Source organism: Desulfonauticus sp. (assembly GCF_055126295.1).
In genome coordinates, this window is record NZ_JBSRHE010000006.1 from 54,798 (window position 1) to 80,222 (window position 25,425).

Annotated in this window: 28 protein-coding genes; 10 read left to right on the top strand and 18 right to left on the bottom strand. The window is 35.9% G+C overall.

Annotated elements, in window-relative coordinates:
- The first annotated feature begins 65 nt into the window (after positions 1 to 65).
- Entirely contained in the window at positions 66 to 2,348 is a 2,283-nt protein-coding gene (locus ACTCIM_RS05505; RefSeq protein WP_472314339.1) for an ATPase, T2SS/T4P/T4SS family, read from the top strand.
- Between the two features lie 111 nt (positions 2,349 to 2,459).
- On the opposite strand, the gene ACTCIM_RS05510 is transcribed toward ACTCIM_RS05505, so the two are convergent.
- The 3 genes from ACTCIM_RS05510 to ACTCIM_RS05520 are packed head-to-tail and all read right to left on the bottom strand — an operon-like array spanning position 2,460 to position 4,304.
- Positions 2,460 to 3,389, bottom strand: coding sequence for a type IV pilus twitching motility protein PilT (locus tag ACTCIM_RS05510; RefSeq protein WP_472314390.1), 930 nt, complete (start codon positions 3,387 to 3,389; stop codon positions 2,460 to 2,462).
- Positions 3,365 to 3,514, bottom strand: coding sequence for a hypothetical protein (locus ACTCIM_RS05515; protein ID WP_464280129.1), 150 nt, complete (start codon positions 3,512 to 3,514; stop codon positions 3,365 to 3,367). The genes ACTCIM_RS05510 and ACTCIM_RS05515 overlap by 25 nt, the downstream gene beginning before the upstream one ends.
- On the bottom strand, positions 3,507 to 4,304 hold the full coding sequence (locus tag ACTCIM_RS05520; RefSeq protein WP_472314342.1) for a lysophospholipid acyltransferase family protein: 798 nt from the start codon (positions 4,302 to 4,304) through the stop codon (positions 3,507 to 3,509). The genes ACTCIM_RS05515 and ACTCIM_RS05520 overlap by 8 nt, the downstream gene beginning before the upstream one ends.
- A 495-nt stretch (positions 4,305 to 4,799) precedes the next feature.
- On the opposite strand from ACTCIM_RS05520, the gene rsfS reads away from it, so the two are divergent.
- The 3 genes from rsfS to ACTCIM_RS05535 are packed head-to-tail and all read left to right on the top strand — an operon-like array spanning position 4,800 to position 6,916.
- Positions 4,800 to 5,156, top strand: coding sequence for a ribosome silencing factor (gene rsfS, locus ACTCIM_RS05525; RefSeq protein ID WP_472314344.1), 357 nt, complete (start codon positions 4,800 to 4,802; stop codon positions 5,154 to 5,156).
- A gap of 1 nt (position 5,157) precedes the next feature.
- Positions 5,158 to 6,693, top strand: coding sequence for a 2,3-bisphosphoglycerate-independent phosphoglycerate mutase (gene gpmI, locus ACTCIM_RS05530; protein ID WP_472314345.1), 1,536 nt, complete (start codon positions 5,158 to 5,160; stop codon positions 6,691 to 6,693).
- Positions 6,686 to 6,916, top strand: a complete 231-nt coding sequence (locus ACTCIM_RS05535; protein ID WP_029966678.1) for a hypothetical protein — start codon at positions 6,686 to 6,688, stop codon at positions 6,914 to 6,916. The genes gpmI and ACTCIM_RS05535 overlap by 8 nt, the downstream gene beginning before the upstream one ends.
- Here the strand turns inward: ACTCIM_RS05535 and rfaD are convergent.
- From rfaD to ACTCIM_RS05610, 15 genes are all read right to left on the bottom strand, one after another.
- Positions 6,908 to 7,879, bottom strand: coding sequence for an ADP-glyceromanno-heptose 6-epimerase (gene rfaD, locus ACTCIM_RS05540; protein ID WP_464280125.1), 972 nt, complete (start codon positions 7,877 to 7,879; stop codon positions 6,908 to 6,910). The two genes, ACTCIM_RS05535 and rfaD, sit on opposite strands and share 9 nt — an antisense overlap.
- 401 nt (positions 7,880 to 8,280) lie before the next feature.
- Positions 8,281 to 8,577, bottom strand: a complete 297-nt coding sequence (locus tag ACTCIM_RS05545; RefSeq protein WP_029966673.1) for an MTH1187 family thiamine-binding protein — start codon at positions 8,575 to 8,577, stop codon at positions 8,281 to 8,283.
- A 19-nt stretch (positions 8,578 to 8,596) separates the two neighbouring features.
- Positions 8,597 to 9,742: an NADP-dependent isocitrate dehydrogenase gene (gene icd, locus ACTCIM_RS05550; protein WP_029966671.1), complete on the bottom strand. Its 1,146-nt coding sequence runs from the start codon at positions 9,740 to 9,742 to the stop codon at positions 8,597 to 8,599.
- Between the two features lie 66 nt (positions 9,743 to 9,808).
- The gene (locus tag ACTCIM_RS05555) at positions 9,809 to 11,008 is read right to left on the bottom strand and encodes a lipopolysaccharide biosynthesis protein (RefSeq protein ID WP_464280124.1); all 1,200 of its coding nucleotides are present in this window, start codon (positions 11,006 to 11,008) and stop codon (positions 9,809 to 9,811) included.
- Complete coding sequence (locus ACTCIM_RS05560; protein ID WP_472314347.1) at positions 11,002 to 12,081, bottom strand: glycosyltransferase family 4 protein; 1,080 nt, start codon at positions 12,079 to 12,081, stop codon at positions 11,002 to 11,004. The genes ACTCIM_RS05555 and ACTCIM_RS05560 overlap by 7 nt, the downstream gene beginning before the upstream one ends.
- A 127-nt stretch (positions 12,082 to 12,208) precedes the next feature.
- Complete coding sequence (locus tag ACTCIM_RS05565) at positions 12,209 to 12,451, bottom strand: FkbM family methyltransferase (RefSeq protein WP_472314393.1); 243 nt, start codon at positions 12,449 to 12,451, stop codon at positions 12,209 to 12,211.
- Entirely contained in the window at positions 12,438 to 13,019 is a 582-nt protein-coding gene (locus tag ACTCIM_RS05570) for a class I SAM-dependent methyltransferase (protein ID WP_464280122.1), read from the bottom strand. Before ACTCIM_RS05570 ends, ACTCIM_RS05565 begins: the two co-directional genes overlap by 14 nt.
- Positions 13,003 to 13,713, bottom strand: a complete 711-nt coding sequence (locus tag ACTCIM_RS05575) for a polyprenol monophosphomannose synthase (RefSeq protein ID WP_464280121.1) — start codon at positions 13,711 to 13,713, stop codon at positions 13,003 to 13,005. The genes ACTCIM_RS05570 and ACTCIM_RS05575 overlap by 17 nt, the downstream gene beginning before the upstream one ends.
- Positions 13,710 to 14,747, bottom strand: a complete 1,038-nt coding sequence (locus ACTCIM_RS05580; RefSeq protein ID WP_472314348.1) for a glycosyltransferase family 9 protein — start codon at positions 14,745 to 14,747, stop codon at positions 13,710 to 13,712. The genes ACTCIM_RS05575 and ACTCIM_RS05580 overlap by 4 nt, the downstream gene beginning before the upstream one ends.
- Positions 14,748 to 14,786: 39 nt before the next feature.
- Complete coding sequence (locus tag ACTCIM_RS05585) at positions 14,787 to 15,386, bottom strand: hypothetical protein (protein WP_464280119.1); 600 nt, start codon at positions 15,384 to 15,386, stop codon at positions 14,787 to 14,789.
- Positions 15,367 to 17,244, bottom strand: a complete 1,878-nt coding sequence (locus tag ACTCIM_RS05590; protein WP_472314350.1) for a glycosyltransferase family 117 protein — start codon at positions 17,242 to 17,244, stop codon at positions 15,367 to 15,369. The genes ACTCIM_RS05585 and ACTCIM_RS05590 overlap by 20 nt, the downstream gene beginning before the upstream one ends.
- Before the next feature lie 75 nt (positions 17,245 to 17,319).
- Positions 17,320 to 17,709, bottom strand: coding sequence for a type IV pilin protein (locus ACTCIM_RS05595; protein ID WP_472314353.1), 390 nt, complete (start codon positions 17,707 to 17,709; stop codon positions 17,320 to 17,322).
- A gap of 190 nt (positions 17,710 to 17,899) precedes the next feature.
- A complete protein-coding gene (locus ACTCIM_RS05600; protein ID WP_464280116.1) occupies positions 17,900 to 18,895 on the bottom strand; it encodes a glycosyltransferase family 9 protein in 996 nt (331 codons plus the stop codon).
- Positions 18,888 to 19,478 (bottom strand): D-glycero-alpha-D-manno-heptose-1,7-bisphosphate 7-phosphatase, encoded by a 591-nt coding sequence (locus tag ACTCIM_RS05605; protein WP_472314356.1) that lies wholly within the window; start codon positions 19,476 to 19,478, stop codon positions 18,888 to 18,890. Before ACTCIM_RS05605 ends, ACTCIM_RS05600 begins: the two co-directional genes overlap by 8 nt.
- Positions 19,466 to 20,749: a radical SAM/SPASM family putative metalloenzyme maturase gene (locus ACTCIM_RS05610; RefSeq protein ID WP_472314359.1), complete on the bottom strand. Its 1,284-nt coding sequence runs from the start codon at positions 20,747 to 20,749 to the stop codon at positions 19,466 to 19,468. Before ACTCIM_RS05610 ends, ACTCIM_RS05605 begins: the two co-directional genes overlap by 13 nt.
- Before the next feature lie 132 nt (positions 20,750 to 20,881).
- On the opposite strand from ACTCIM_RS05610, the gene ACTCIM_RS05615 reads away from it, so the two are divergent.
- From ACTCIM_RS05615 to ACTCIM_RS05640, 6 genes are read left to right on the top strand one after another with little or no spacing between them, the layout of a single operon-like run.
- The gene (locus tag ACTCIM_RS05615) at positions 20,882 to 21,553 is read left to right on the top strand and encodes a histidinol phosphate phosphatase domain-containing protein (protein ID WP_464280113.1); all 672 of its coding nucleotides are present in this window, start codon (positions 20,882 to 20,884) and stop codon (positions 21,551 to 21,553) included.
- Positions 21,537 to 22,289 (top strand): NAD-dependent deacylase, encoded by a 753-nt coding sequence (locus ACTCIM_RS05620; RefSeq protein ID WP_029966661.1) that lies wholly within the window; start codon positions 21,537 to 21,539, stop codon positions 22,287 to 22,289. The genes ACTCIM_RS05615 and ACTCIM_RS05620 overlap by 17 nt, the downstream gene beginning before the upstream one ends.
- Positions 22,290 to 22,301: 12 nt before the next feature.
- Positions 22,302 to 23,003, top strand: a complete 702-nt coding sequence (locus tag ACTCIM_RS05625) for a MotA/TolQ/ExbB proton channel family protein (protein WP_029966659.1) — start codon at positions 22,302 to 22,304, stop codon at positions 23,001 to 23,003.
- On the top strand, positions 23,003 to 23,407 hold the full coding sequence (gene tolR, locus ACTCIM_RS05630; RefSeq protein ID WP_029966657.1) for a protein TolR: 405 nt from the start codon (positions 23,003 to 23,005) through the stop codon (positions 23,405 to 23,407). The genes ACTCIM_RS05625 and tolR overlap by 1 nt, the downstream gene beginning before the upstream one ends.
- Positions 23,408 to 24,130, top strand: coding sequence for a TonB family protein (gene tolA, locus ACTCIM_RS05635; protein WP_029966655.1), 723 nt, complete (start codon positions 23,408 to 23,410; stop codon positions 24,128 to 24,130).
- A complete protein-coding gene (locus ACTCIM_RS05640) occupies positions 24,127 to 25,419 on the top strand; it encodes a hypothetical protein (protein WP_464280109.1) in 1,293 nt (430 codons plus the stop codon). The genes tolA and ACTCIM_RS05640 overlap by 4 nt, the downstream gene beginning before the upstream one ends.
- The last annotated feature ends 6 nt before the right edge of the window (positions 25,420 to 25,425 follow it).

Sequence of the window (25,425 nt, forward strand, 5' to 3'; positions counted from 1 at the left end):
GGTCTTGCTATTGAGAAAAATAAGTTGTAATTTAAAATTTATAGACCTTTTTCTTTGGGAATAAGATGCAAGCAGATTTTAAAAAACTTTACATCCAAGAGCAAAAGGTAAATAAGTTACTTCTTGCTTTCAATCAAGCAGAGAATATCAATGAGATCTTTTTAAAGTTAAAAGATCAGCTAGCAGATATCTTTGAGTGTGAACGCATAACAATTTTTGCCATAGATAAGAAGACCAGACAGCTTTATTCCAGACTAAAATCAGGAAACGAGCACAGAGAGATACGTTTGTTTATTAATAGAAAAAGTATTGCAGGTTATGTGGCAGCAACCAGAAAAATAGTTAATTTAAAATACGCCTATGTGGAAGAAGAGCGGCTCAAAAAATACCCGGGTCTTGGTTTTGATGCCAGCTGGGATGAGCGTTCAGGCTTTAGGACCCGTTCTGTATTGGCTTGCCCTCTTATTTTGAAAGAAAAATCTCTGGTGGGAGTGCTTCAGTTAATAAACAAGAAGCAAAACAGAGAATTTACTGTTGAAGATGAGCAATTGGTTAAAAAGATTGCTCCAGGGTTGGCTTCTGCTCTTTATCATCTTTATGTTTTTCAGACCCGTTTTGGTAAGTTTGATTACCTTTTAGAGAGTCATAAGATTACTTATGAAGAATTGGACCTGGCTATAGTCAAAGCTAGAAAACAGGATCAAGCCTATAAACAGGATGTGGGCTGGATTTTGATAAATGAATTTAAAGTACCTAAAGAAGATGTGGGTAAATCTCTATCTCTTTATTATGATACAGAGTTTATAGAATATAGTGAAGATGTATTCTTGCCAATAGATGTCTTAAAAAGATTAAACATACCTTATCTTAAAAGTCGTTTTTGGGTTCCTTTAAAACAAGAAGAGAATTTACTCTGGGTGTTAATTGATGATCCTGGTGATCAGGAAAAGACTCAAGAAGTATTTTTCTCTGGAATAGGAGAAAATATAAAGTTTGTAGTTGGATTAAGGGAAGATATTTTAAAGTTTTTGGAAAAATATGAAAAAGAGATAGCGAGTGATACAAGTGCAGATGAGGTTTTAAAGGAGCTAAAAACAGAACAGGTTGAAAACTACCAGGAGACTAATACAGAAGAAGACATTTTAAATGAAGAAGCTCCTGCAGTAATTAAATTGGTTACGCAAATTATTAAAGCTGCTTATGACCAAAAGGCTTCAGATATTCACCTGGAACCTTATCCTGGCAAAGAACCAGCTATAGTTAGATTTAGGCGAGACGGAGAGTGTTTTTCCTACCTGGAGATTCCTGCGAGTTATGTGCGGGCAGTGGTAAATAGAATTAAGATTATGAGCAATTTAGATATTGCTGAGAAGAGGCTTCCTCAATCCGGAAAAATTAAGCTCAAATATAGAGATAAACTCATTGAACTAAGAGTAGAAATTACTCCCACTGTGGGTGGCTTGGAAGATGTGGTCTTAAGGATTTTGGCTTCTGGAAAGCCCAGAAAGTTAGAGGAAATGAATTTTACTCCTTTTAATTTAAAAAGAATAAAAGAAATCATTAGTAAGCCTTATGGTATTTTTTTGGTAGTTGGCCCTACTGGTTCAGGTAAAACCACTACCCTGCATTCCATTTTGGCTTATTTGAATACTCCTGACAAAAAGATCTGGACTGCTGAAGATCCTGTAGAAATAACCCAAAAGGGACTCAGGCAGGTGCAGGTAAATCCAAAGATTGGCTATACCTTTGCTATGGCCATGCGTTCCTTTTTAAGGGCTGACCCGGACATTATTATGGTGGGTGAGATGAGAGATGAAGAGACCGCTCATATTGCCCTAGAGGCTTCTTTGACCGGGCATTTGGTTTTATCCACTTTACATACCAATTCTGCTCCTGAAACCATAGTCAGGCTCATTGATATGGGCATGAATCCCTTTAATTTTGCTGATGCCCTTCTGGGTATCCTGGCCCAAAGGCTGGTCAAAACCCTTTGTCCTAAGTGCAAAGAAGAATACAGGCCGAGTAGAGAAGAAATAAATATTCTGAGACAAGAGTATGGAGAAGATGAAATAACAGAACTGGAGATTAATTGGGAAGATATTACCTTGGCCAGACCAAAAGGTTGCTCCTTTTGCGGGCAAAGCGGGTATGCTGGCAGAACGGCTATCCATGAGCTTTTGGTAGCTTCTCCTCAAATAAAGCGTTTAATTGTAAACAAGTCTCCTGTGGAAGAAATCTTAAAACTAGCCAAAAGTGAAGGAATGCGTACCTTAAAGCAAGATGGAATCTATAAGGTCTTACAAAAGCAAACGGACTTTGCTAGTGTGAGAAAGGTATGTATTCTTTAAATTTGAGAGTGATTTTGGAGTATAGAAATATAATTTTCTATTTCTTCCTCAACTTCTAGATTGTTTTTTACAGGTAAGTTGCTTTTAGCTTCGTAGTTTATCAACTTTGATTTATATCCTGAGAGATTTACAACATTGGAAATTTTGCCAAGCACTTCCTGGGGAGAGAAGAATTTCTTTTTTTTCTCTTAAGAACTCTTCGTAGCGTTCTTCTGTAAAGATTCCATGTTCAGAAGAGGTTTGCATGATACTTTTTATTTGATTGAGCTTATTTTCTCTAATTAAGTTTTTTATGGGTTTTGTATTGATTAAAATGGTTAAATGAGGGACTGAGAATCCCAATTCCTTTTTATATACCAGTTTTTGGACCACAATAGCCTTAAGACAGGAAGAGAGTTGAAACCGCACAAAGTGTTCAATATGGGCGGGAAAGGAATTACATATGCGGTAAATAGCTTCTTCGGGAGTGCTTGCGTGTAAAGTGGTAAAGAGAAGATGCCCTGATTGAGCAGCATCTAAGGTCAGGCTAATAGTTTCTGGTTGACGCATTTCTCCTATAAAAATTACATCTGGAGCTTCGCGCAGGGCATTGATTAACCCTTGCTGGTAAGAATGAAAGTGAGTCCCCAGTTCTCTTTGCTGGATAAAGGCTTTTTGATGGTTAAATATATATTCTATGGGGTCTTCTAGAGTTATGATGTGGACATGCCTTTTTTGATTGATTTCATTTAGCAGAGAAGCAATGGTGGTAGTTTTTCCTGAACCTGTAGAGCCACAAAAGATGACCAGACCAGAGTCCAAAAAGGTAAACTTTTGCAAGCAGGGATGCAGGTTTAGTTCTTCTAAACCTGGGATGTGAAAGGGTAAAAAGCGAATGGCCAGGCTTAAACCAGTAAAGCAAGAAAAGATGTTTACCCTGAGACGAATATTTTGGATGGTCAGGGCAAGGTCCAGAGCCCAATTTTCGCGTAAGTAGTTTAACTGCCTGGTAGTTAGGATGTCTTTAACTAAAGCGTCTATTTGCTCTGGGGTAAAGTTGATTTGGGGAAAAAATGGGTTTGCCTATCTTTTCTGGCTGCTAAGGGCCTTTTTCCTGTTAAATGAATGTCTGTATAACCTTCTTTATAAAACTTTACTACGATTTCTTCCAGTTGTTGTTTATTCATTTATAGCACCCCATTTTTGGAGTTTAGCCTTGATAAAGTTTACTACCTGGGCTTGAGCTTCCTTGGGGTCTTCTTGAACCATTTTTGAAGAAAGAGGTTTAGCAAAGGAAAACAGTACCTTTTTCTGAGGATCTATTTTGCCCATGTCTTTTATAAGTCTGCCCGTGCCCCAGGCATCGGTTTTCAAGGCTATGGGCACTACAGGGACATTGGCCTTTTTGGCCAGTTTCACTCCAATGGAGTTAAATTGTTTCTCAGAAAAATAGCTGGTCCTGGTGGTTTGAGGAAAAACCACAATGGAAAGGCCTTTTTTTATTTTTTCTACTCCCTGGGTCATGACCACTTTGAAATCTTCTCTGGGATTGGTCCTGGAAACAGCTATGGGGTCTCTGGTCCGCATAACGTGTTTGAAGACAGGATATTCCAGAAGACTTTGTTTAATGATAAAGGTAATGGGTTTTAAGGGATGAATGATACAGGGCAATACAAAAGTTTCCAGAGTGCTCATGTGATTGGCTACAAAGACACAAGGCCCTTCAAAGGAATAAAAATTTTTTCTTCCTTCAATAAAAAATTTTACCCCTACCTGTTCGAGATAGTCCAGAGTTTGATAACTGCTGTTTACCCATTCTTCATCAGTGTATACACCCTGTTTACTCTTTTTGGCTGCTGGAAAAACTACCTTGTGCACTAGATTGTGATAAAAGCAAAGTCCTGGAAAATGTCTGGCAATCCAGGATATCTTTTTTTCCGGGCTTTGATAGGAGTCTACTTTTTCTTTAAACCACATTTTTCCTTCCTCAAGGTTATAAAATATTTTAAACTTCCAATAATCAAACTACATCCTACAGCAGAATAAATGAATATTATAGAGTTCCCCCTGATTTTAAAATGGTTAATTATAATCCCTAGAGTTATCATTAAAAGCACAATTAAATAACTTTTAAAAGATTGAAAGGCAAAGATACATTTGTAATTATTTCCTTGCAGCCGCAAGATATTCTTGCTAACCAGTTTTAAGAATATTCTGGCAAAAAAGAGCAGGCTAAAGGCCAGTCCCAGCGAAAAAAATAAGAAGTTTATAGAAGTTGAAGAAAAAATTAAGGCCTTGACTAGGAGTAAAAGGCCTATCAAAAACCAGAGAGAGGCAGCTATAAGCAAGTGAATTTTGCGGTTGGCTTGACAAATCATAGTGCTTATTATGTATTTATTTAGTTTAATTTAGCTTGTCTTTTGGGTAAAGTCAAAATAGAAAAGCCTTAAAAAAGGAGTGGTAGTATCAGTGATGGGTAAAGAAAAACAAAAAGAGATTGTTCAAAAGCTTAAACTTATTGGTTCCTGGTTGGAAGAGAAAAAAGGGGAAGACTTGCTTTTACTGGATGTAAGTAAACTTTCCAATGTTTTTGAAGGAGTGATTTTGGCCACAGCCAGCAATGCCAGGCATGCCAAAGGTTTAGCTGATTATATCCTGGAGAAGGTAAAAGAAGAGAATTGGGAACTGCTGGGACTGGAAGGATATCAGGGAGGAGAGTGGATTTTATTGGATTTAAATGATGTGATTGTGCATATCTTTTTGGAAGATATTCGGGAATTTTATAATTTGGAAGGTTTTTGGTTTAAAGCTGAAAAGGTGGAACTTTAAAATGAACATAAAACCCACTTTGCTTTTGATTTTAGATGGTTTTGGTCTGGCTCCTGCAGGTCCAGGTAATGCTGTAAGCCTGGCCTCTACTCCTAATCTGGATAAACTTTTTCAATCCTATGCCCATACCAGATTGGTTGCCAGTGGGGAGCAAGTAGGTCTTCCAGCCGGGCAAATGGGTAATTCAGAAGTAGGGCATCTCAACTTAGGGGCTGGAAGGATTGTTTACCAGGATATTGTGCGCATTAACAAGGCCATAGAAGATGGTTCTTTGGCTCATAATCCGGTTTTAGAAGAACTGGTGAACAAAGTAAAAGAAAAAGGGACCAGAGTTCACCTGCTGGGTCTTCTTTCTGACGGAGGAGTACATAGTTTACAGGAGCATCTATATAGTTTGCTGGAAATTTTAAAGTCAAAAGGAGTGAAAGAGGTTTTTATCCATTGTTTTTTGGACGGAAGAGATACACCTCCTAAAAGTGCTAAAAAGTATTTAGCAGAACTAAGTGCTTTTTTACAGAGGATTCAGTTTGGCCAGATAGCCAGTTTAAGTGGGCGTTATTATGCCATGGATAGGGATAAACGCTGGGATAGGACCTCTCTGGCTTATCATACTTTAGTGCTAGGAGAAGGCAGGCAGGCCACAAATCCTCTCCAGGCTCTTGAAGAAGCCTATGAGCAGGGTGAAAGCGATGAATTTGTGCGACCTACTTTTATCCAGGGGAGTAATGGTTATCTTCAAGATGGAGATGGAGTAATCTTTTTCAATTTTCGGGCAGATAGGGTAAGGCAGATTTGCCAGGCTCTTTTTGAGCAGGATTTTACCTTTTTTGAACGCAAAAAACACCCCAAACTCCATATCATCACCATGACCCAGTATGAAAAGGACTTTCCCGTGCCTGTACTTTTCCCTCCTTTGTTGATGAAAAATATTTTGGGTGAAGTGGTTTCCCATTTGGGTCTAAGACAATTGCGCATTGCTGAGACAGAGAAATATGCTCACGTAACCTATTTTTTTAATGGGGGTGTAGAAGAGCCCTTTGCCAGGGAAGAGCGCATTCTCATCCCTTCCCCTCGAGAAGTGGCCACCTATGACCAAAAACCAGAAATGAGTGTTTATGAAGTGGCTGATACCTTGTGTAAGCACATTTTGGCTCGGGATTTTGATTTTTATGTGTGTAATTTTGCCAACTTAGATATGGTAGGCCATACCGGGGTCATTCCTGCAGCCATAAAGGCCTGTGAAGCTGTGGATGAAAATGTGGGCAAGGTGGTTACCAGCATGTTGCAGATAGGCGGGCAGGTGCTTTTAACTGCTGACCATGGCAATGCTGAGGATATGCTGGAAAATGGTAAACCCAAAACTGCCCATAGTACCAATCCTGTACCTTTTATTTTGATCAGTGAGACTTCCAGGTATAGCTTGAGAGAGCAAGGAATTTTAGGAGATGTTGCTCCCACTATTTTGGATTTGTGGCAGGTGGAAAAGCCCAGAGAAATGAGCGCTAAATCTTTGCTTTTAGGTGAAAAAAATGAGTAAACAAGAACCTATCTGGCCTACAGATGTGGAAATATTACTTTTTTATCCCTGTCCCAAGTGCCAGAGAAAAATGCCTGTAATTGCCCCCTTAGAACCCACCATGATTAAATGTGATCAGTGTGGCTATAGTTATCCCCTGGCTCCAGTAAAAGTGGAAGACATCCTTTATTTAAAAACCGTTTTAGCTGGAGGCCTTAGTCTGGTAGATGAGAATTTAGCTTAAGTAAGGATAATCTTTGGCCAGATAGTTTTGGACATAATCTGCTACTGCCTCTTCTAAGGAAGTAAACTCCTCTTGCCACCCAGCCTGTTTTAACTTGGTCATTTCAGCCTGGGTAAAGTATTGATACTTTCCCTTTAAAGTTTCAGGCATTTCTATATATTCAATATTAATAGGCAGATTTAGAGCGGTAAAAACTGCCCTGGCCAGTTCATTCCAGGACCTGGTCTTGCCTGTACCCACATTAAAAATACCATTTACTTCTGGATGTTCTAAGAGCCAGGCCATTACCTCCACGCAATCCTTGACATAGACAAAATCCCTTTTTTGTTCTCCATGACCATAATCTGGATGATAAGATTTAAAGAGTTTTAATTTGCCGGTTTCTTTGATCTGGGCATAGGCTTTACAGACTACACTTTTCATGTCCCCTTTGTGATATTCATTGGGCCCAAAGACATTAAAGAATTTAAGCCCTGCCACCTGGTTTAAGAGATGCTCTCTTTTGAGCCAGAGGTCAAAAAGATGCTTGGAATAACCATACATATTAAGAGGTCTTAACTTTTCTAAATCCTCTTCTTTGTCTGCAAAACCTAAGGAGCCATCTCCATAGGTGGAGGCGCTACTGGCATAGATAAACCTGATGGAGCGAGCCAGGCAAAACTTGGCTAAGGCTTTGGAATAAAAAACATTATTTTCCATTAAATAGTCTGCATTTTTTTCCGTGGTAGAAGAACAAGCTCCCATATGAATAATGGCTTTTATGGAGCCAAATTTTTCTTGCTCTAATAAACTTAAAAAAAGATTTTTGTGAATGTAGTCCTTAAAACGCAGAGACACCAGATTTTTCCACTTTTCCGTAGTGCTTAGGTTGTCCACAATTAAAATGTTGTCCAGGCCCAGCTTATTTAGCTTCCAGACAAAGGCACTGCCTATAAAACCTGCTCCTCCAGTAACTATGTACATAAAAGCGTCTCCTTAAGGCTAAATTTAAAAAACTATAACTTTTCTCAGGCAAAAGGGCAAATCAAAAAAAGCTGTTAATTTAGCAGGTTAAAGCATAAGTTTGAAAGTTATAAAGAATAACTGGGAGTAAAAAGGAGGAAAGTGAAATTTTTCACTTGACAGGATGTCTTAAATGCTTAAAGGAGTTTTCGGTCAGTGGTTGTTAACCCTGGATAAAAGGAGGTAAATTATGATTCTTCGCAGTTTATATTATTTAGGAGAGAAGATGAAAAAAAGGCTTATCAAGGCTTTTAGGACCTTAAATCAAAATATTTTTAATTCCTATTTATCTAGTATGGATTAAGATTTTTTAAAGAGGCCAGGAAAAAGGGAGGCTAATTTTAGCCTCCCTTTTTTGTTTTTTAGGTGAGTTTTTCCTGGACTGATTTTACTTTATTTATAAGCCCCTGTTCTCTATTTTGGCGAAAGTCAATTTTTAAATTGAGATAAATACGATTACATTCTGGCTCAAGTTCTTGAAAGCATTTTTTTACCACTTCCAGGATATCTTCAAAATCTCCTTCTATACAGGTCCCCATAGGGGTTAGTTGGTAAGGTAAGGAGCTTTTTTGAATTATTTTTACAGCTTTTGCCACATATTTACTCAAGCTTTCTCCCTTGTCCAAAGGAAAAATGCTTAGTTCTGCCAAAGTGCTCATACTCACTCCTGCTTAAGTTTTAAGCCAGATTACTTATTACCCTTTCTCCAAAGGCCTTACACCCAAGGACGCTGGCCTTTTCCATTTGCGAGGCCAGATCTATGGTAACTGTTTTTTGGGCAATGGTTTTTTCCACTGCTTGTTCAATGCTGAAAGCAACTTTAGAGAGCCCCATATCTCTAAGCAACATGGCCATACTTAGAATCATGCTACAGGGATTGGCTTTGTCCTGTCCAGCAATGGTAGGAGCAGTGCCATGGGTGGGCTCATAAATGGCCAGGTTGTCTCCCTTGTTCACTCCTGGAGCAATCCCCAGGCCTCCCACCTGAGCAGCCAGGGCATCAGAGATATAGTCTCCATTTAAATTGGTAGTGGCGACAATATCGTATTCTTCAGGGCGTAATAAGACCTCCTGAAACATGGCATCTGCAATCCTGTCTTTTAAAACCAATCCCTTTTTGTTTTCTTGGGCTTCTTGTTCTGTTATTACTTTTCCTGCAAATTCTTCCCTGGCCAGTTCATAGCCCCAGTTTCTAAAGGCACCTTCAGTATATTTCATAATATTACCTTTGTGCACCAGGGTAACTGACTTTCTATTGTTTTGCAGCCCATATTCTATGGCCTTTTTTATTAAGCGCTTGCATCCCTTTTCAGTCATGGGTTTTAGGCCCAGGGCTGATTCTGGGTTCAAGGCAATATTTAGTTCTTGTTCCAAAAAGGAGATAAGTTTTTTTACTTCTGAAGAATTGGCCTGCCACTCTATCCCCGCATAAACATCTTCAGTATTTTCTCTAAAAACAACCATATCAACTTTTTCTGGATGCTTTACCGGGCTGGATACACCCTGAAAGTATCTTATGGGTCTTATGCAGGCATAAAGATCAAAGGTTTGCCTTAAGGTCACATTTAAACTTCTAAAACCCTTGCCTACAGGAGTAGTTAAAGGACCTTTTACTGCAAATCTGGCTCTTTTGAGTGTGGCCAGGGTTTCCTCAGGCAAATATTCACCTGTTTCCTGAAAGGCCTTTTCTCCAGCCAGAAGTTCCTGCCAGGTTATTGCCTGTTCCAGGTTGTGCAGTTTTAGAGCTTCTTTTACCACTTCTTGAGCTACAGACATTACTTCTGGTCCAATTCCATCTCCAGCAATAAAGTAAACAGTCTCCATATTCCCTCCCCTTGATTTTTTGCCAGAGATTAAAAGGATAGTTTGGGTTGGTCAAATATTTTTAGGTTATCCAGACTCAGAAAGAGGTAAGAGGTTGTCTTTAGAAAATAGGTTAAATAAAGAGATGAGGCAGAAAAATAGATTTAAGCAAAAGATGTAGAGCATATAGTTTTTCAGGTTGTTAAAGGGTAAAATTAAAAAACCCAGGAGATAGGAAAATAGATGGATATAAATAGTTTTTAGTCTTTTTTCTGTAGAAGTATTTATGCCTATGATAATTATGGATATGGTTAGAGGTAATATGGCTATTATGTACAGGGGAAGCAGGGAAAAAGCCTGAAGGTATTTACTGCCAAAAAGATGAATAAATACAAATTTGCCTATGGTTAAGATACAAATTTCAGTTAAAATAAAAATAACAGTAGTGAGCAATACAGAGCTAAGGGCAAGGTTTTTAAAAAGAGAAATATTTTTTTTATTGGCGACTAATTTAGGGAAAAATACAGAAAAAATAGTAAGGGAAAACCAGATTAAAGCCTTTCCCAGGATAGAGACTGAAGCATAATAACCGGCATTTTCTGGAGAAAAAAATCTTTTGATAAATATATCGTCTAAATAAATAAAAAAACCAGAAGGTGAAGAATAGGCAGCAATAAGGAATAGCTTTTTTAAAGGTATCTTTTTCAGGGGGCCAAAAAAATTTTTATTTATGCTTAAAAGCAAAATAAAAATAAGAATTAAGGCCAAAAGAGAAGGAAAAATTGCTCCCCAGATATAAAAGCCAAGAAGAAAAAAGATAAGCGTAAACATTAACCTCAGGGTGAGTTCTAAAGAAGAGGAAAAGGCAAAAAGTCCAAATCTATCAGTAGCCTGTAAAAAACTCCTTTCTACAGCTACCAAAAACATAGCCCCCCAGGTCAGGGCTATAACCCAGACATAAGGCAAGTAGCTTATTTTTAAAAAAGATTTTAAAAAAGGAGAAAGGATAAGGCCTGAAAGGGAAAGTAGAATTCCAAATAAGAGCCCAAATTTACGCAGAAACCTGAGCACTGCGTATTTTTGTTCAAAATTTTCCACAATACTTTTTACGGAGACAGTGCTAAAGATACGTGCCATATTACCAACACTTAACATTAAAGAGTAAAGTACCATAAATTCACCATAACCAGCAGGACCCAGGTGCCTGCTAACATAAAAGTGAAAAATATATCCAAGGATATTGATGTATAAAAAAGAGAGAGAAACAAAAGATATATTTTTTAACATGAGTGAAATTCTCTATAGGTTTGAAGTAGGTATTCTTCGTAGGTTTTAGCAATTTGCTCCCAGGTGAAATTCTGGGCAAACTGACGACCTTTTTTTCCCATTGCTGCAGTTAATTTTGGATTATCCCAGAGAAATTTTATTTTCTTTGCCAGATCTTCAGGATCATCTTTTTTAAAACATATACCAAAACCATTTTCCACCACATAATATAGCTCAGGTATATCAGAAACTATAAGAGGTTTACCAAGGGCAGCAGCTTCTAGAGCTACTATACCTTGTCCTTCAAATCTAGAAGGCATAACTAAAAATTTAGCATTTGATATTAGATCTATTTTTTCTTTATTATCAACAAAGCCGTAAAATTTTATATTTTTTTTACTCTTAATTTTAGTTTTTAACTTTTTTTCATCTTTACCTTTTCCAGCAATAGCTAAGGGAAAAGTATGAGTTGCTTGAATTAGTAAATCTATGCCTTTATTGTATAAATCTATTCTACCTACATACAGAATATAATTGTTAGTGTTATTTGTATTTATTTTAAGTAAATTTTCATCAATTCCATTTGGTATTATTTTATAGTTTTTCAAAGAATATTTATATGATGTTTGTTGTGAAACAGAACTTATATTTATAAATTTTTTAGGGTAAAATTTTTCTATTATAAAAAAAGGAATACCTAAAATAAAATATTTTTTTAATATGTTATACTCTTCTCTATGATGAATTTGAAGAATAATAGGCTTTTGCCTGGCTATTTTATAGGAAAATACTGGATTCCAGGGAGCAAAATCTTCGATAATTACATCAAATTTATGAAAATTATTTTTTAGAAATTGATTGGCAAAGTAAGCATAAGAAAAGGTACTAAGTATATAGTTCTTGCCAGTACCTACAAATTTAAATTGCAAATTTTTTTCTTCAATATCTTTACAATCGGGATATTTTCCTGAAATTATAGTAATTTGGTGTCCTTTTTGAGCTAGTTGTTTATAAATCTCATAGGCTCGAACAGCAGCACCTCCTCCAATCCAGGGGTTGTGGATGTGGTCGTAGAGTAGATGAAGGATTTTCATTTTTTTAATTGCATATTATAGACAAACTTTTTATGGCAATGAATCTCTGACCTTTCTAAGGTGATGTGATAACTAAAAAATTTGAATTGGCAATTATTTCTATCTTATCTTTACTAATCTCGAATTCTTATAGTAGCCACCAGCTATTATAAGGTGTAAATTTGTTTAATAAAATTGCATTATATTTTTTAAATAGATACTCAATTATACTTTCATCTATAAAATCTTCTACCATCAAAAATATTTTTCCTTTATTTTTATTTAAAAAATATTTTCCACCTCTTATAACATTTTTCTCCATACCTTCTACATCAATTTTAAGTATAATTAAATCATACTTATTTTTAATACACGAATCAAAAAAAAGTATCTAATGTTGTAATTTCACAAATTTGCCTATGTTTTCCAAATTTAAATTTAATTTCTCTTGATTCACATATATCGGATAAACCTTTTTTAACTGGAGTTATCTTGTGTTCTAGTTGGTTTAATTTAATATTATCAATAAGTAATTTGTAATTTTCTTCAATAGGTTCAAAAGAAAAAATATCTAAATTTTTCTTATTTTTAAATATATTTCCAATTGAAATACTATACCCGCCAATGTTTGCTCCAATATCAAAAAATAATATATTTTTAGATATATTATTTTTTATTAAGTTTATAGTAAAGTTTAAGTCTAATCTTTCATAAGCTGGAGAGATAGTTATAGCATCAGTAGTTTTAGGTCTAATTTTATATTTACCATATTTAGTAATAATATTATTGTCGTTAAAAGGATATCTGAACATATCAAAATAGTTAAAAAGTTTTTTAAAAGAATAAATAATTTCATAAATAAAAAATTTAAACTTAGGCTTCTTTATTTCAAATGGAATAATCATTTTGTAATAAAAATAAGACAAATAAAATATAAATTTATTAAATTTTATGTTCAAATCTTAACCTCCAAACTATTATAGCTGCTTCTAAAGCTATTTTCCTGCTCATTTTAGAAGAGCCATGTTCTCGCTCATAGAAAATAATGGGAATTTCGGTTGTTTTTAAACCAGCCTGGTGTATTTTGTAAACCATTTCAATTTGAAAGGCATAACCATTGGACTTTATATTTTCTAAGTTTATGGTTTCCAGAGCTTTTCTGGAGTAAGCCCTATAGCCACTGGTGACATCAGAGTATTTTTTTATCCCCAGAATCGTAGTAGCATACCAGTTGGCAAACTTAGAAAGTAATAATCTTTTGAAATCCCAGCCAACAACACTAATTGTCCCCTGGAGGTAGCGGGAACCTACTACCAGGTCAAAGCCCTTTTCTATCTTTTCCATAAATCTGGGAATGTCTTTAGGGTCATGGGAAAAATCTGCATCCATTTCCATAAAACAATCATAACTCTTTTTTAATCCCCATTGAAATCCTGTGATATAGGCTGTACCCAATCCCAGCTTAGCTGGACGCTCAATTAAGAAAACTCTGGATTCTTGGGCTTGAATCTTTTTAACTATCTGGGCGGTATTATCTGGAGAATTGTCATCTACCACCAGGATATCCAGAGAAGTTTGCTGCAATAAATTGTTTAATATCTTTTCAATATTTTCTTTTTCATTGTAAGTGGGAAGTACTAACAGGGTTTTCATAAGACTTTCTCTATTGTATGAAGTACTATTTGGGGATCTAGTTTTTTTAAACAAGCCCATTTATGGTAATTTTTACAAACAAGGGGTTTGGGAGAATAGACAAAGCAGGGTGAACATGGTATTTCAGGTTTTACGATTGCATTTTGTTTACCCCAGGGTTTTACCCAAACAGGATTAGTTGGGCCAAAAATTCCAATCGTTTTTGTGCCAACTGCAGCAGATAGGTGCATAAGACCTGAATCATTACTAACAAATAAGTCCAGTCCTTTGATAATTGCTGCTGTTTCTCTAATATTTTTAGTTTTTACCATCGTTACGTTATCATACAAGCGGTTTTTGAAAATAAAGTCATTTTCTATTTTCTCTTCATCAGTTCCAAATAGAAAAAATTGATAATTTGAAAGATTATTGATTACCTCAAGAAAATACTCTTTAGGCCACCTTTTATATCTATGGTTTTTAAAGGTACTTGAACCTGTATGAATGCCTATTCGTGGAGTAGGGAATTGGTTTAAATAATTTTGAGCTTTTTTTATTTCTTCTGTAGACAACATTACCAGCATTTCAGGTATTTGAGTACGCTTAAGTTTAATACCAAAAAATTCTAAAAGTCTTACATTTTCTTCTACGCAATGAAGGGCATTTAACTCCATTGGGCGATAATTTTTTAGAAAATTTAACTGAGTTAAGTTGGAGTGTAAATAGGAATGCCCAATTCTTTTTTTCGCAAAGGTTAGCAGGGCAAAAATATTATAAGCTGCGCGGTTAGAAGGGTAAAAGTTTATTACACAGTCATATTTAAAACTGATAGTGGTAAGGATAAATTTTAATATCTCCAATTTATTTTTCTTTAATAGAGGAAAATAAATTAATTGATCTATATATGGATTTTTTAAAAAAAGATCATAAATTGCCTTTTTCATGGTTAATACATGAATTTCAAAATCAGGCTTATACTCTTTTAAAAGCTTTATCGCTGGTGTAGTCATCAGGGCATCGCCAATGCCAAACTGAGGGGTAATTAAAATTTTCATATCCTTATTTATTTAAGAATAAGAATAGTTTTTTTAAAATTAAGCTAGATACAGAGTTGTTATCCATATTAACCACATTATAAATATTTTTATAAAACTAAAAGCAAATTTTTTATATTGAAATTTGTTATTTTCACAACATTTAGAAATGGAAGTAATAGTAAAATATATAAAAAAGAGAAATGATAAAATGCTTATTAAGGACAAAAAACTATTGGGAGCCAGGTCTGTGCTCATGATTTTTTTCATTTCCTCATAGGTTTCTTCATAGCTTTTTTTATAGCCGTCTGCTAGTAATTTTTGGGCTCTAAGGTTAGCTATTTTATCTTCTAGAAAAGCAAGTTCTCTTTTATAGGGAGTAGAAAAGTGTCTTATGCCATAGATAGTGCTTCTGAGTATTTCATAAGCATATAATTCTAGTTCTTGATGAGTTTTTGCCAGTTCTAAAATATTCTGTATGGCTTTTTTTTCAAAAGGAGAAAAGGGAAGGTGAAGATAAATAATCCTGCTATAGATGTCTATTTTCTCCTTTGGGGACTTTATAGAAGAAGCAGAGTGATAGAGATAAATCTGTTTTCCAAGAATAAAGACAAAAATTATTATTAAACTAAGGATGGAACTAATTATTATTTTCTTCATAAAGATAAAAATGATTGTAATTATTATACTCTTCTATTGTTTTAGATTGAATTAGAAACTTGCCTGTATGATTGTTTATAGGAATGTTAAAACTGTAATTTGTATTTTCAAAATATAAATTGATGTTTATTTTTTTACCATAGGGGTATTTTTCTGAAGTGTCTTTTGCTAAAAAAGTAAAAAAAGTTGAATATTTACGACATAAAGACATTGAGAATAGGTCATCTGTTTTATTTCGTATACATACTCTATCATGAATAAAAATGTTTAATTTTTTTCTAAGGTTCTTATTAAAATGGTCAATTTGCTGATAATTTATTTTTGTTTCTTTTGGCAAAACTAAAAAATCTAATGCTGAATAATATGATTTTAAGTATGGAGAAAGATTTTGATTATTTTCTATTGGAGAAGAAGAATATACTCTGAATTTATTCATATAAGATTTAACTTTAGCCCAATTAAAAATATTATTTAGATCATGGATCTCAGGATAAGATTTTGCATATATTTCGTAGTTGCAACCATTGTTAATATCCCAAATTTTACTTTCAACTTTTGGAGCACTGATTAAGCAAATATCGTCTCTAAATTTTTCAATATTTTTTTGATACCAGCCTTGAAAAACATCATTGTCTCCAGAATAGACAATAATTGATTTTACTGGTTTTATAAATAGAGAATCAACAGTTTTGTATTTAGCTACTTCATTGCTATCATAATTATTCAAGAAAAGATTGTTGGGGATATAGATTAGGGGAAAAATTAAAAGAAAATATTTAACTTTTTTTAGCTTGTTTTCTATATAGAAAAATCCCAATGCGCATATAAGAGCAAAAAATAAAAGAGCAGGTAGAAAGTACTGGTGTTCAACTATATAAGCAGTATCTAGAGTTATGTTTGGATTGGAAAAAGTAAGATAGGCTAAAATAAAACAATAGGTTATAAAGGAGGACATAAGGTAAAAAACTTTAGTGCGTAAGTTTTTATGGCTAAAAAGAAAAATAAGTCCCAGAAGAAAAAAGACAAAAGCATAAATATGGAATTGATTTTTTAAGAGTAAAAAAGAGTTTTTTAAGGCATTACCCAGCTTATCTATATTTATAAAAAATAGAGATTTGACTAATTCTGGAGAAGAACTTTGTTTGTAAGATTTTCTAAGTAAAGTATAAATGAGACCAGAAAAATTAGGCGAAGGAGAAAGATTTATTAAAGTTGGCTTTAAAGAACGGATTAGAATATAAAGAGTAGAAGTTGCTCCTAGGCAGCAGACAAGTAAACTTGGTAAGATATTTTTTATTGCTTGTTTAAAATGTACGACCAGAGGAATTACTAGGGGAATAAACATTAAAAAGACTAGATGGTGTAAGCTAAAAGACAGGCCAAAAAGAAAAGAGATAATTAATTGATTTTTTAAGCTGTATTCTTCTAAGGTTTTTAACCCAAGATAAAAAACAAGTAGAATAACTAAAGTAATTAAAGGGTAAAATTTAGCCAGCAGGGATTGCCCTACAAAGGAATAGGAACTTAAGAGTAAAAGAGCGGTAAAAAGACCAGTCCCAAAGGAATAGTGTTTTTTTAAATAAGAAAAGATTAGGGTAAGGATAACTGCACTGGATAAAGAAGACAGTAATACCACTTTTAAGGGAATATTTCCCAAGGGGATAAAGGTAAGTAGTTTGCTTAAAAGTAAATAGACAGGATAACCAGAAGGATGAGCTATTCCTAGACTAAAACTTGCCCCAATAAGCTCTCCGCCATCGCCAGTGGTAAGAGATTTGGCCTGTAAAATAAAAAGAAAAGAAAAAATTAAGATAAAGAAAAGACTTTCTACTTTTATTTTAGTTGTAGGGCGTTTCATTTTTTTAAAATAAAAAGCAGGTAAGATTCTTCTTACCTGCTTTTTAATGTATTTTCAAGCAAAGCAAACTAATAACTAATCAATAGTCCAGGTAGAGGCATCAACACCACCAGCTGTGGAGTCGTAAGTGACATATTCGCCATATTGAGTATTGCTTATAGAATAGGAATAACCATCTACACTAGACCCATATCCAGTAACTTGGTTGTTATCAGAAAGACTAAAGGTATTTGTACCAACAATAGCTACATTTCCAGTACCATTAATACTACTAGGATAGCTAGCATAATCAGCATAATAAGCTTCAATTTCTGTAGCTAAATTTTTGGCATCAGATACAGCAGTAGATTTGGCAGCTCTTTCTTTGTATTTGTTAAACTGAGGAATAGCAATAGCAGCCAGGATACCAATGATGGCTACTACGATTAAAAGTTCGATCAGGGTAAAACCTTTTTCCTTGTTCATAAAAAACCTCCTTAAAATTTTTTATCTTTTTTATGTATACTCTCAAGGAGTATGCCAAAATTAAACCCCAGCTAATTAAATGAGTTATTTTTATTTTTTTCTTTTGAATGACAATTTTTGTCAGTTGGTTGACAAAAATTGTCCCTAATTTTTAAAAAACCTGTTCGTAAGTTATTTATAGAAACCTCTCTTAAAGAAAAAAGGTATCTTTTGTCAATTGATATATTTTTTTAGGTTTAATTTTTGTTAAGCACTGTAAATTATAAGCACAGCTAATAGACCCGTGTAAGGAGCAAGGGCGGCAGCTAACTGCTTCCTGGATTAATGTAACTTTGTTTCCATAGGGGAAAAAACCCCAGGCAGAATCGCTTGGGCCAAAGAGCGTTATAATGTGTTTGTCTAGTCCCCAGGCCAGGTGCAAAGGTCCAGAATCTGTACTTACCACTACTTTGGCCAGTTTTAAAAGGGCCAGAGTTTGCCTTAAGTTGCTTTTATTGGTTAAATCATTTTTAGTGTTTACCAAAGAATAAGCAGAGCGTCCCAGAATGATAAAGGGAATATTGGCCTGTTCTAACAGGGCAATGTACTTTTGCCAGTAATCTCCAGGCCAGGTCTTGGTAGGATAAGAAGCATAAGGGTGAATGGCCACAAAAGGAGAAGGGATATTTAAGGAGGTTAAAAGTTTTTTAGCTTCTTCTATTTCCTCGGGATGTAAAAAAAATTGAGGCCTTAAGGCCCTGGCTGGAGGCAGGTTGTCTAAGGAATAATAGGCCAGGCCATAGCGTTGAGGCACAGATAGTTTTAACTTAGGTGTTTTAAATTTTCCTTTAGAAAGGAGATAGAGCCTTCTGGCTACAGATAGTTTTGCATAACTTTTGTGAGGTTTTCGAGTAAAAAGTTTAATTAAAAAGGAGCGCAAGTTTTGGTGCAAATCCAGGATGGTTAGGTGAGGATATTTTTTTCTTATGTGTTTACTTAGCTGAAGGAGTTCCTTTACATTTCCTTTTTTTATTTCCAGCACTTCTTGTATAAAGGGGTTTTCCTTAAATAAGGGAGCAAAAATTTTTTTGGTTAAAATAACAACCTGTTTTTTTTCCTCTTCTGCTAGATACCTGGCCAGCCCGCTGGTAAGCGCCACATCTCCAAGGGAACTGAAGCGAATAAGCAAGATGGTTTCTTTAGACATAATCCAGGTCTTTTATCCCCTGCCAGGCAGCTTTTAAATCCCTGGCAATTAAAAGGGGAAAATCTGTTTCCACTTTTTGATAAGGTAATTGTTGCCAGGGTAGTTTTAAATTTAGCCTGGTTATTTCTTTTGGGCCATGACCGGTCAGCACCAGACAGGATAGGGCAAAATTTAGGTTTTTCCCCCAGAGAATATCGCTAACTTTATCACCAATAACCACACATTCCTCTGGATTTAAGTGGTATTGCTCTTTAAGGGCTGTAAATAGGCCAGTTTTGGGTTTGCGGCAATTGCAATTATCTTCTGGAGTGTGGGGGCAAAAAGCAGTGTGGGTAAAAATTTCTTCTCCTAAAAGGCTATCTAATCTTTTTTGCACCTTATAAAAGTCTTCCAGGGAGAAATAATTACGGCCAATACCGCTTTGATTGGTAATGATAAAAAGTTTTAATCCCCTTTTTTTCATTTCCAGCAGGGTTTCTTTTGCCCCAAAAATGAGCTCTACTTCCTGGGGGTTGGAGAGGTAGTGTTTTTCTTTGATGATAGTTCCATCTCTATCTAAAAAAATATTTTTTACCTTAGGCATCTAATGCCTCCCATACACCACAGGCAATGGCCACAGGGAACTGTGTTTCCATAACAGTCGTGTTCAAAGGGAAAGGATTCATTCAAGAGGTCATCACAGGGCACCAGAGGACAATTGCTGCAATAAGGATAATTTACCTGCAGTACTTCTTCCCTGAACTGAATAAACTTTTCCTTGTTCCAGATAGCTTGCAAGTCCTCTTCTTTGATGTTGCCAAAAAATACAGGATAGATGTGTTTAGTGCGTTTATCCATATAACAACTATACTGATGCCAGAGAAAATAACAGGGAGCAACATTGCCTTCTACATCAATAAAAACACTTTTTTCTTCTACAAACTCACATTTTCTTTTGTTTTGAGCCCTTAGAGGTGGTAAGTCTAAAGAGATATTATATTTTCTGGCAAGATTGGAAGATGTTTCCAGGATATTTTCTAAATCTGTAAGGTCTTGTTCATCCCAGAAAACCAGGTTTTCTAGATGTAGTAAAATATTTTCTTTTTCAGCCTCTTTTATCATTGTTTCTACCAGGTTTATAAGTTTTTTATCCTGCTCTTTTTTGTGGAATTTCCAGCGTACTTGAAAATAATCTTTAATGGCCAGGCCTAACTTCTGGGCTTTTTCCTTATATTTGTTAAAGAGTTCTTTAGCTTTATGGGTATTGGGTTCAAATAGACATTCATTGGCTACTTCTTTAGAATAGGGAAGTAAATGTGTAACTAAAATAAAATCTACCTTTTTTTCTTGGGCTAGCTCAATTAAGTGGGGTAATTGTTTATAATTGGATTTCATCAAGACAAATTCTATACCCATTTTAAAGTGGGGATTTATTTTTTGTCTGTGCAAGTTTAGCATGTCCAGAGAAGTTAAGATTTTGCTTAGGGAAGCTCCCTGTCTTTTTTGCTGTAAAAAATCTGCTTCCACTCCATCCAGAGACAGGCATACTTGGTCCAGTCCGGCTGAGAGCAGGTTTTGCACTTTTTCAGGAGTAAACAACATGCCATTGCTTTGAAAGGCTATTGTGGAAGTAGCTGGCATATGTTTTTTGGCTAGAGCGACAAATTCTTCTAGCTGGGGATGTAAAAGCGGCTCTCCTATGCCATTTAAAATTAATCTGTTTACAGAAGAAAAGTTTTTGACCAGTTTTTTGAAAAGGGCAAAGGGAAAAATTTTTTCTTTTTTTAGGCTGGCTGAAATATTTTTCACACAAAAGTTACAATTTAGATTACATTTAGTAGTAATCTCTAAGAATATTTTCTGGGGGTAGCTCATAGCTTTTGACCATTTTTCTTTAAGGGTTTAGAAAGGCTTTAAAAATAGAGATGGCCTTCTTAACTTAAGTTGTTTTTTTTGGCAATAAAGTTTAAATTATGTATAAAATTAGTTAGTTAAAGGGGAGGAACAATGATTGATTTACACACTCATACTACCTTTAGTGATGGAGAGCTTATTCCAGCAGAGCTTATTCGCAGGGCCAGATATGCAGGTTATCAGGTGATAGGCTTAAGTGATCATGCTGATCACAGTAATCTAGAACTTATTTTGCACAATCTTTTACCTCTATCCACTCTTTACAGTACCTATGCAGACATAGAGGTATTGGTGGGGGTAGAATTGACTCATGTGCCTCCAGCCCTGATTCCAGAGACCATTGCCCAGGCAAGGGCTTTGGGTGCCCAGTATGTGGTAGTGCATGGTGAAACCATTGTGGAGCCAGTTCAAAAGGGGACCAATCTGGCAGCCCTGGAAGGTGGAGCAGATATTTTAGCCCATCCAGGGCTCATTTCTCCAGAAGAAGTTGACCTGGCCAGGGAAAAGGGAGTTTACCTGGAACTAAGCACCAGAAAGGGGCATAGCCTTACCAATGGTCATGTTTTAAAATTGGCTTTAGCCCGGGGGGCAAAGGTGGTAATCAATAATGATGCCCATAGCCCTTCTGACCTGGTTTCTAAAGAACTAAGGACCAGGATTGCCCTGGGAGCAGGTTTGACTTTAGAAGAGGTAAACCTGCTAGAAAACAACAGCTTAGAACTGGTGGAAAAAATACGGAGCAGGAGCCATGGAAGAAAAGTGTAGATTAGCAGCTAGATGGTTAAAGCAAGCCAGGTTTGCTCTGGCTCTTACTGGCGCGGGCATTTCTGTACCCAGTGGGATTCCTGACTTTAGAAGCCCGGGCGGGCTTTGGTCTAAGTTTGATCCCTGGGAAGTCTGTTCTGACTATGCCTTAAAGTTTAATCCCAAAGGAGTGTGGGAATTTTTGGGAGAAGCTGTGTTATTATTTAAACAGGCCAGGCCCAACCCTGCCCACTTTGCTCTGGCTGAGTTAGAAGCCAGGGGAATTTTAAAGGCCATTATTACCCAGAATATTGATGGACTGCATCAGGAGGCAGGTTCTAAAGAAGTTATAGAGTTTCACGGGGGAGTAAATAGGTTTTATTGCAATCTTTGTGGCTTAGAATATCCCAGGGAAAAGGCCTTTAGTTTGAAAAAAGAGGAGCTTCCCTGGCTTTGTAGCAAGTGTCAGGGAGTAATCAGGCCAGATGTGGTCTTTTTTGGGGAAGCTATTCCCACAAAGGCCTTGTATTTGAGCCAGGATTTAAGTAGGAAAGCAGACCTAATGCTGGTTATAGGTACTTCCGGAGAGGTGGCTCCAGCCAACACCCTTCCTTCTATGGTCAAGGCCAGAGGAGGTAAGGTGATAGAGATAAACCTGGGGCCTAGTGCCTATGAAGGCGTTTCAGATTTGAAAATAGCAAGGGGAGCTGAAGAGGTTTTACCTCAAATAGTGAGTTTTTTAGAAGAAGAGAAATAAAGGAGAAAAGCAATGGATTTTTTAGGGACTAATCCTGCCTGGGCTCTGGTGTTAAAGGCTACTCTGGCCGTAAAAGTGGTTTTGGTGGTTTTACTTTGTATGTCCATTTATTCCTGGGCTATTATTTTTTTCAAGTTCTTAACCTTTTTAAAGGCCAGAAGGGATGTTCACTTGCTGCGTAGATTAACAGAAGAAAGCAGTAACCTGGGCTCTTTAAAAAATGTGTTAGAAACCCATAGTTCCAGGGTGGGTAGCGCCATGCTCCAAAAAGCCCTTTTTGAATTAAAGCGAATTGGCCAGTTAAATGCTTCTGAACAGGAGAAAAAAGAAATCATTAAAGAAAATCTGCAAAGGTCTTTACTCAACTCCAGGACAGAGATTTTTTTGAGCCTAAAAAAGAGCTTGGCTTTTCTGGCCACCTGCTCCAATTCTGCTCCTTTTATTGGGCTTTTTGGTACAGTGTGGGGCATTATGCATTCCTTTCATGCCATTGGCTTGCAGAAAAGCGCTTCCCTGTCCACAGTAGCACCAGGTATTTCGGAGGCCCTGATTGCCACTGCCATTGGGTTAGCTGTAGCTATTCCTGCTACCATGGCTTACAACTACTTTATAACCAAATTGCAGGATGTGGATAAGGATCTGGATATCCTGGCCAATGTCTTTTTGAATCTTTTGGAAAGGAACTTAAGCTTGCTTAAACAAGGAGAAAAATAGTGAAAACTTCCCCAAATGATTCTTTGCTTTCAGAAATCAATGTTACTCCTTTTGTGGATGTAATGTTGGTTTTGTTAATTATTTTTATGGTTACAGCTCCCATGCTAACGCAAGGGGTAGAGGTGGACTTGCCCAAGGCCGAAACTGTAACCACTTTGCCTGAAGATGCAGAAAACATGCTCATAACCCTTAAAAAAGATGGCTCCATATATGTAGATACTTATAAAGTAAGTGCTGAAGAATTGGAAAACTTTTTAAAAAAGAATTTTAAAAATAAAGAGATGGTTTTTTTAAAGGCAGATAGAGATGTAAACTATGGAGAAGTAATTAAGGTAATGAGTAAGGTGAAAGGAGCAGGAATAGAAAAATTGGGAGTTATTGTGGAAGAGGAAGAACAAGATTAGATGAAAGTTGTTGGTTTTATTTTTTCTTTATTTTTTCACTTGTTTTTGGTCTATATCTTTGTTTACCAGATTCAGAATAATATAGACTATAAAAGACCAGCTAAAATCAGATATGAGCTAAATTTAGTTACCTTAAAGAAAAAAAAGGCCAAAACCTATTCCTATAAAAAAGCTAAAATAAAGATTAAAACCGGACAAAAGATTGCCACTATTGGCGGAAGCAAGCAAAAGGTTAAACTGAGTAAAAAACAAATAGAAGCACTAAAAAGAAAGCAGGCTCAAGAAGAATATAAAAAAACTCTATCTACTTTAAAGAAAGAAAATAAACTAAAAAGCAAAGAAGAAAAAGGAGAATTGGTTTCTGCTTTAAAGGAGATACAGGGAGAGGTAAAAGAAGATAAAGAAGGCAGTGCGGGAGTAGAAATTGAAGAATTTTACCAGGGGATAGTAGAAAGTAAAATTAAGGCAAATTTTCGTTATCCCAATTTTAAATTTGGTAAACTTTTGATTTGTTTTATTAGCATAAAGATAAATGAAAGGGGTGAAATTTTAGAGTATCACCTAAAAAAGAGTTCTGGAGATGAAGTCTATGATAGTTTGGCCTTAAGGGCTATTTTAGATACCAAAGTTTTGCCTTTGCCTCCACCAGGTATTCGAGAAAAGATTTTAAGAGAAGGTATTGAGATTGAATTTAATTCTCAGGAATTAGAGGGAAGTAAATGATAAAAAAGATAGTTTTTATTTTGTTAGCTGGTATTTTTTTTAATTTTCAATCTCTTTTGGCCCTGACCATAAATATTTACGGACCAGGGGACAAAAAGATAAATTTGTTTATAGCCAAGCCTTTTGTGGCAGAGCAATTCCGGGTGGATGATAAATTGGTTTCTACCTTAAAGGATAAACTGGGCTTATTACCTTTTTTAAGAATTATTCCAGCAGAAGATGTATTAAATAAAGGAGAGATAAAAGGGCCTGGTCTGGTTGATATTGATTTTAGAAAGTTTCTTTTGTCCAGGGTAGATGTTTTACTGACCATTAATTTAAAGCCAGGTTCTAATTGGGGAGAGATAGAGCTTAGGGCCTTTGATGTGTTGAGACAGCAGTTAATAGTAGGTAAAGCCTATGATTTGCAAAGTGAAGCCCAGCTTCCTTTGGCTTTGCGCAGTTTTTGTGGTGCTCTTTTACAGCAGTTTACAGGCAGGGATTCTTTATTTTCTGAGCCCATAGTTTTTGTGCACAAGCAAAGGCAAAAACAGGCTTTATACGAGATTTATGCTGATGGTTATGGTTTAAAAAAGTTGCTGGAGGTAGATGGCATTATTGCCAGTCCGGCCTGGGATTTTAGGGGAGAGAAGATTGTTTTTACTCTGATTGAGCACGGAAGGCATTTTTTAGGGCTCTGGGATAAGCAAAGTAATAAATTGGAAAAGCATCTGTTACCTGGCAATAGTATTATTTCTCCCATATTTACTCCAGAGGGAGAGATTGTGGTCAGTCTGGATGTAAAAGGCAATCCAGATATTTATCTTCTGAGCAAGGATTTTAAGATAAAAAAGACCTTGATTTCACATTGGGCTATTGACATTTCTCCCTTTTTTGCCCGTAATGGAGAAAAAATGGTGTTTACCTCGGCCAGATTAGGCAATCCCCATATTTTTGTTTGGCTTAAAAAGGAAAACAGGATTAGAAGGGTAAGTTATGAAGGCAAATACAATACCAGCGCAGTGTTAAGCCCTGATGGCAGGCTGGTGGTTTTTTCCAGATTACTTGCTGAAGGGCACCGTATCTTTGTGCACGATCTGGAAAGTGGACAGGAAAAACAGATAAGTTTTGGTCCTGGAAATGATGAAGAGCCTTTTATTGCTTCAGATGGCTATTTTGTCCTTTTTAGTTCCAATCGAAGTGGTAAGTACAAACTCTATCTTACCACCATAAATGGAGATGGCCCTTATCTGGTAGATACGCAGGAGTTAAATGCCTATTCTCCTGCCTGGGTGCATAAATTGGAGTAAATAATC

What these genes read in the sequence shown, in the direction of transcription:
- ACTCIM_RS05585 (WP_464280119.1), bottom strand. Translation starts at nt 15,386, where the DNA reads ATGAAGAAAATAATAATTAGTTCCATCCTTAGTTTAATAATAATTTTT.
- ACTCIM_RS05620 (WP_029966661.1), top strand. Translation starts at nt 21,537, where the DNA reads ATGGAAGAAAAGTGTAGATTAGCAGCTAGATGGTTAAAGCAAGCCAGG.
- tolA (WP_029966655.1), top strand. Translation starts at nt 23,408, where the DNA reads ATGAAAGTTGTTGGTTTTATTTTTTCTTTATTTTTTCACTTGTTTTTG.
- ACTCIM_RS05535 (WP_029966678.1), top strand. Translation starts at nt 6,686, where the DNA reads ATGAGTAAACAAGAACCTATCTGGCCTACAGATGTGGAAATATTACTT.
- rsfS (WP_472314344.1), top strand. Translation starts at nt 4,800, where the DNA reads ATGGGTAAAGAAAAACAAAAAGAGATTGTTCAAAAGCTTAAACTTATT.
- ACTCIM_RS05640 (WP_464280109.1), top strand. Translation starts at nt 24,127, where the DNA reads ATGATAAAAAAGATAGTTTTTATTTTGTTAGCTGGTATTTTTTTTAAT.
- ACTCIM_RS05515 (WP_464280129.1), bottom strand. Translation starts at nt 3,514, where the DNA reads ATGAATAAACAACAACTGGAAGAAATCGTAGTAAAGTTTTATAAAGAA.
- ACTCIM_RS05555 (WP_464280124.1), bottom strand. Translation starts at nt 11,008, where the DNA reads ATGTTAAAAAATATATCTTTTGTTTCTCTCTCTTTTTTATACATCAAT.
- ACTCIM_RS05600 (WP_464280116.1), bottom strand. Translation starts at nt 18,895, where the DNA reads ATGTCTAAAGAAACCATCTTGCTTATTCGCTTCAGTTCCCTTGGAGAT.
- ACTCIM_RS05545 (WP_029966673.1), bottom strand. Translation starts at nt 8,577, where the DNA reads ATGAGCACTTTGGCAGAACTAAGCATTTTTCCTTTGGACAAGGGAGAA.
- ACTCIM_RS05575 (WP_464280121.1), bottom strand. Translation starts at nt 13,713, where the DNA reads ATGAAAACCCTGTTAGTACTTCCCACTTACAATGAAAAAGAAAATATT.
- ACTCIM_RS05605 (WP_472314356.1), bottom strand. Translation starts at nt 19,478, where the DNA reads ATGCCTAAGGTAAAAAATATTTTTTTAGATAGAGATGGAACTATCATC.
- ACTCIM_RS05615 (WP_464280113.1), top strand. Translation starts at nt 20,882, where the DNA reads ATGATTGATTTACACACTCATACTACCTTTAGTGATGGAGAGCTTATT.
- gpmI (WP_472314345.1), top strand. Translation starts at nt 5,158, where the DNA reads ATGAACATAAAACCCACTTTGCTTTTGATTTTAGATGGTTTTGGTCTG.
- ACTCIM_RS05590 (WP_472314350.1), bottom strand. Translation starts at nt 17,244, where the DNA reads ATGAAACGCCCTACAACTAAAATAAAAGTAGAAAGTCTTTTCTTTATC.
- ACTCIM_RS05505 (WP_472314339.1), top strand. Translation starts at nt 66, where the DNA reads ATGCAAGCAGATTTTAAAAAACTTTACATCCAAGAGCAAAAGGTAAAT.
- ACTCIM_RS05520 (WP_472314342.1), bottom strand. Translation starts at nt 4,304, where the DNA reads ATGTGGTTTAAAGAAAAAGTAGACTCCTATCAAAGCCCGGAAAAAAAG.
- ACTCIM_RS05625 (WP_029966659.1), top strand. Translation starts at nt 22,302, where the DNA reads ATGGATTTTTTAGGGACTAATCCTGCCTGGGCTCTGGTGTTAAAGGCT.
- ACTCIM_RS05595 (WP_472314353.1), bottom strand. Translation starts at nt 17,709, where the DNA reads ATGAACAAGGAAAAAGGTTTTACCCTGATCGAACTTTTAATCGTAGTA.
- rfaD (WP_464280125.1), bottom strand. Translation starts at nt 7,879, where the DNA reads ATGTACATAGTTACTGGAGGAGCAGGTTTTATAGGCAGTGCCTTTGTC.
- icd (WP_029966671.1), bottom strand. Translation starts at nt 9,742, where the DNA reads ATGGAGACTGTTTACTTTATTGCTGGAGATGGAATTGGACCAGAAGTA.
- ACTCIM_RS05580 (WP_472314348.1), bottom strand. Translation starts at nt 14,747, where the DNA reads ATGAAAATTTTAATTACCCCTCAGTTTGGCATTGGCGATGCCCTGATG.
- ACTCIM_RS05560 (WP_472314347.1), bottom strand. Translation starts at nt 12,081, where the DNA reads ATGAAAATCCTTCATCTACTCTACGACCACATCCACAACCCCTGGATT.
- ACTCIM_RS05610 (WP_472314359.1), bottom strand. Translation starts at nt 20,749, where the DNA reads ATGAGCTACCCCCAGAAAATATTCTTAGAGATTACTACTAAATGTAAT.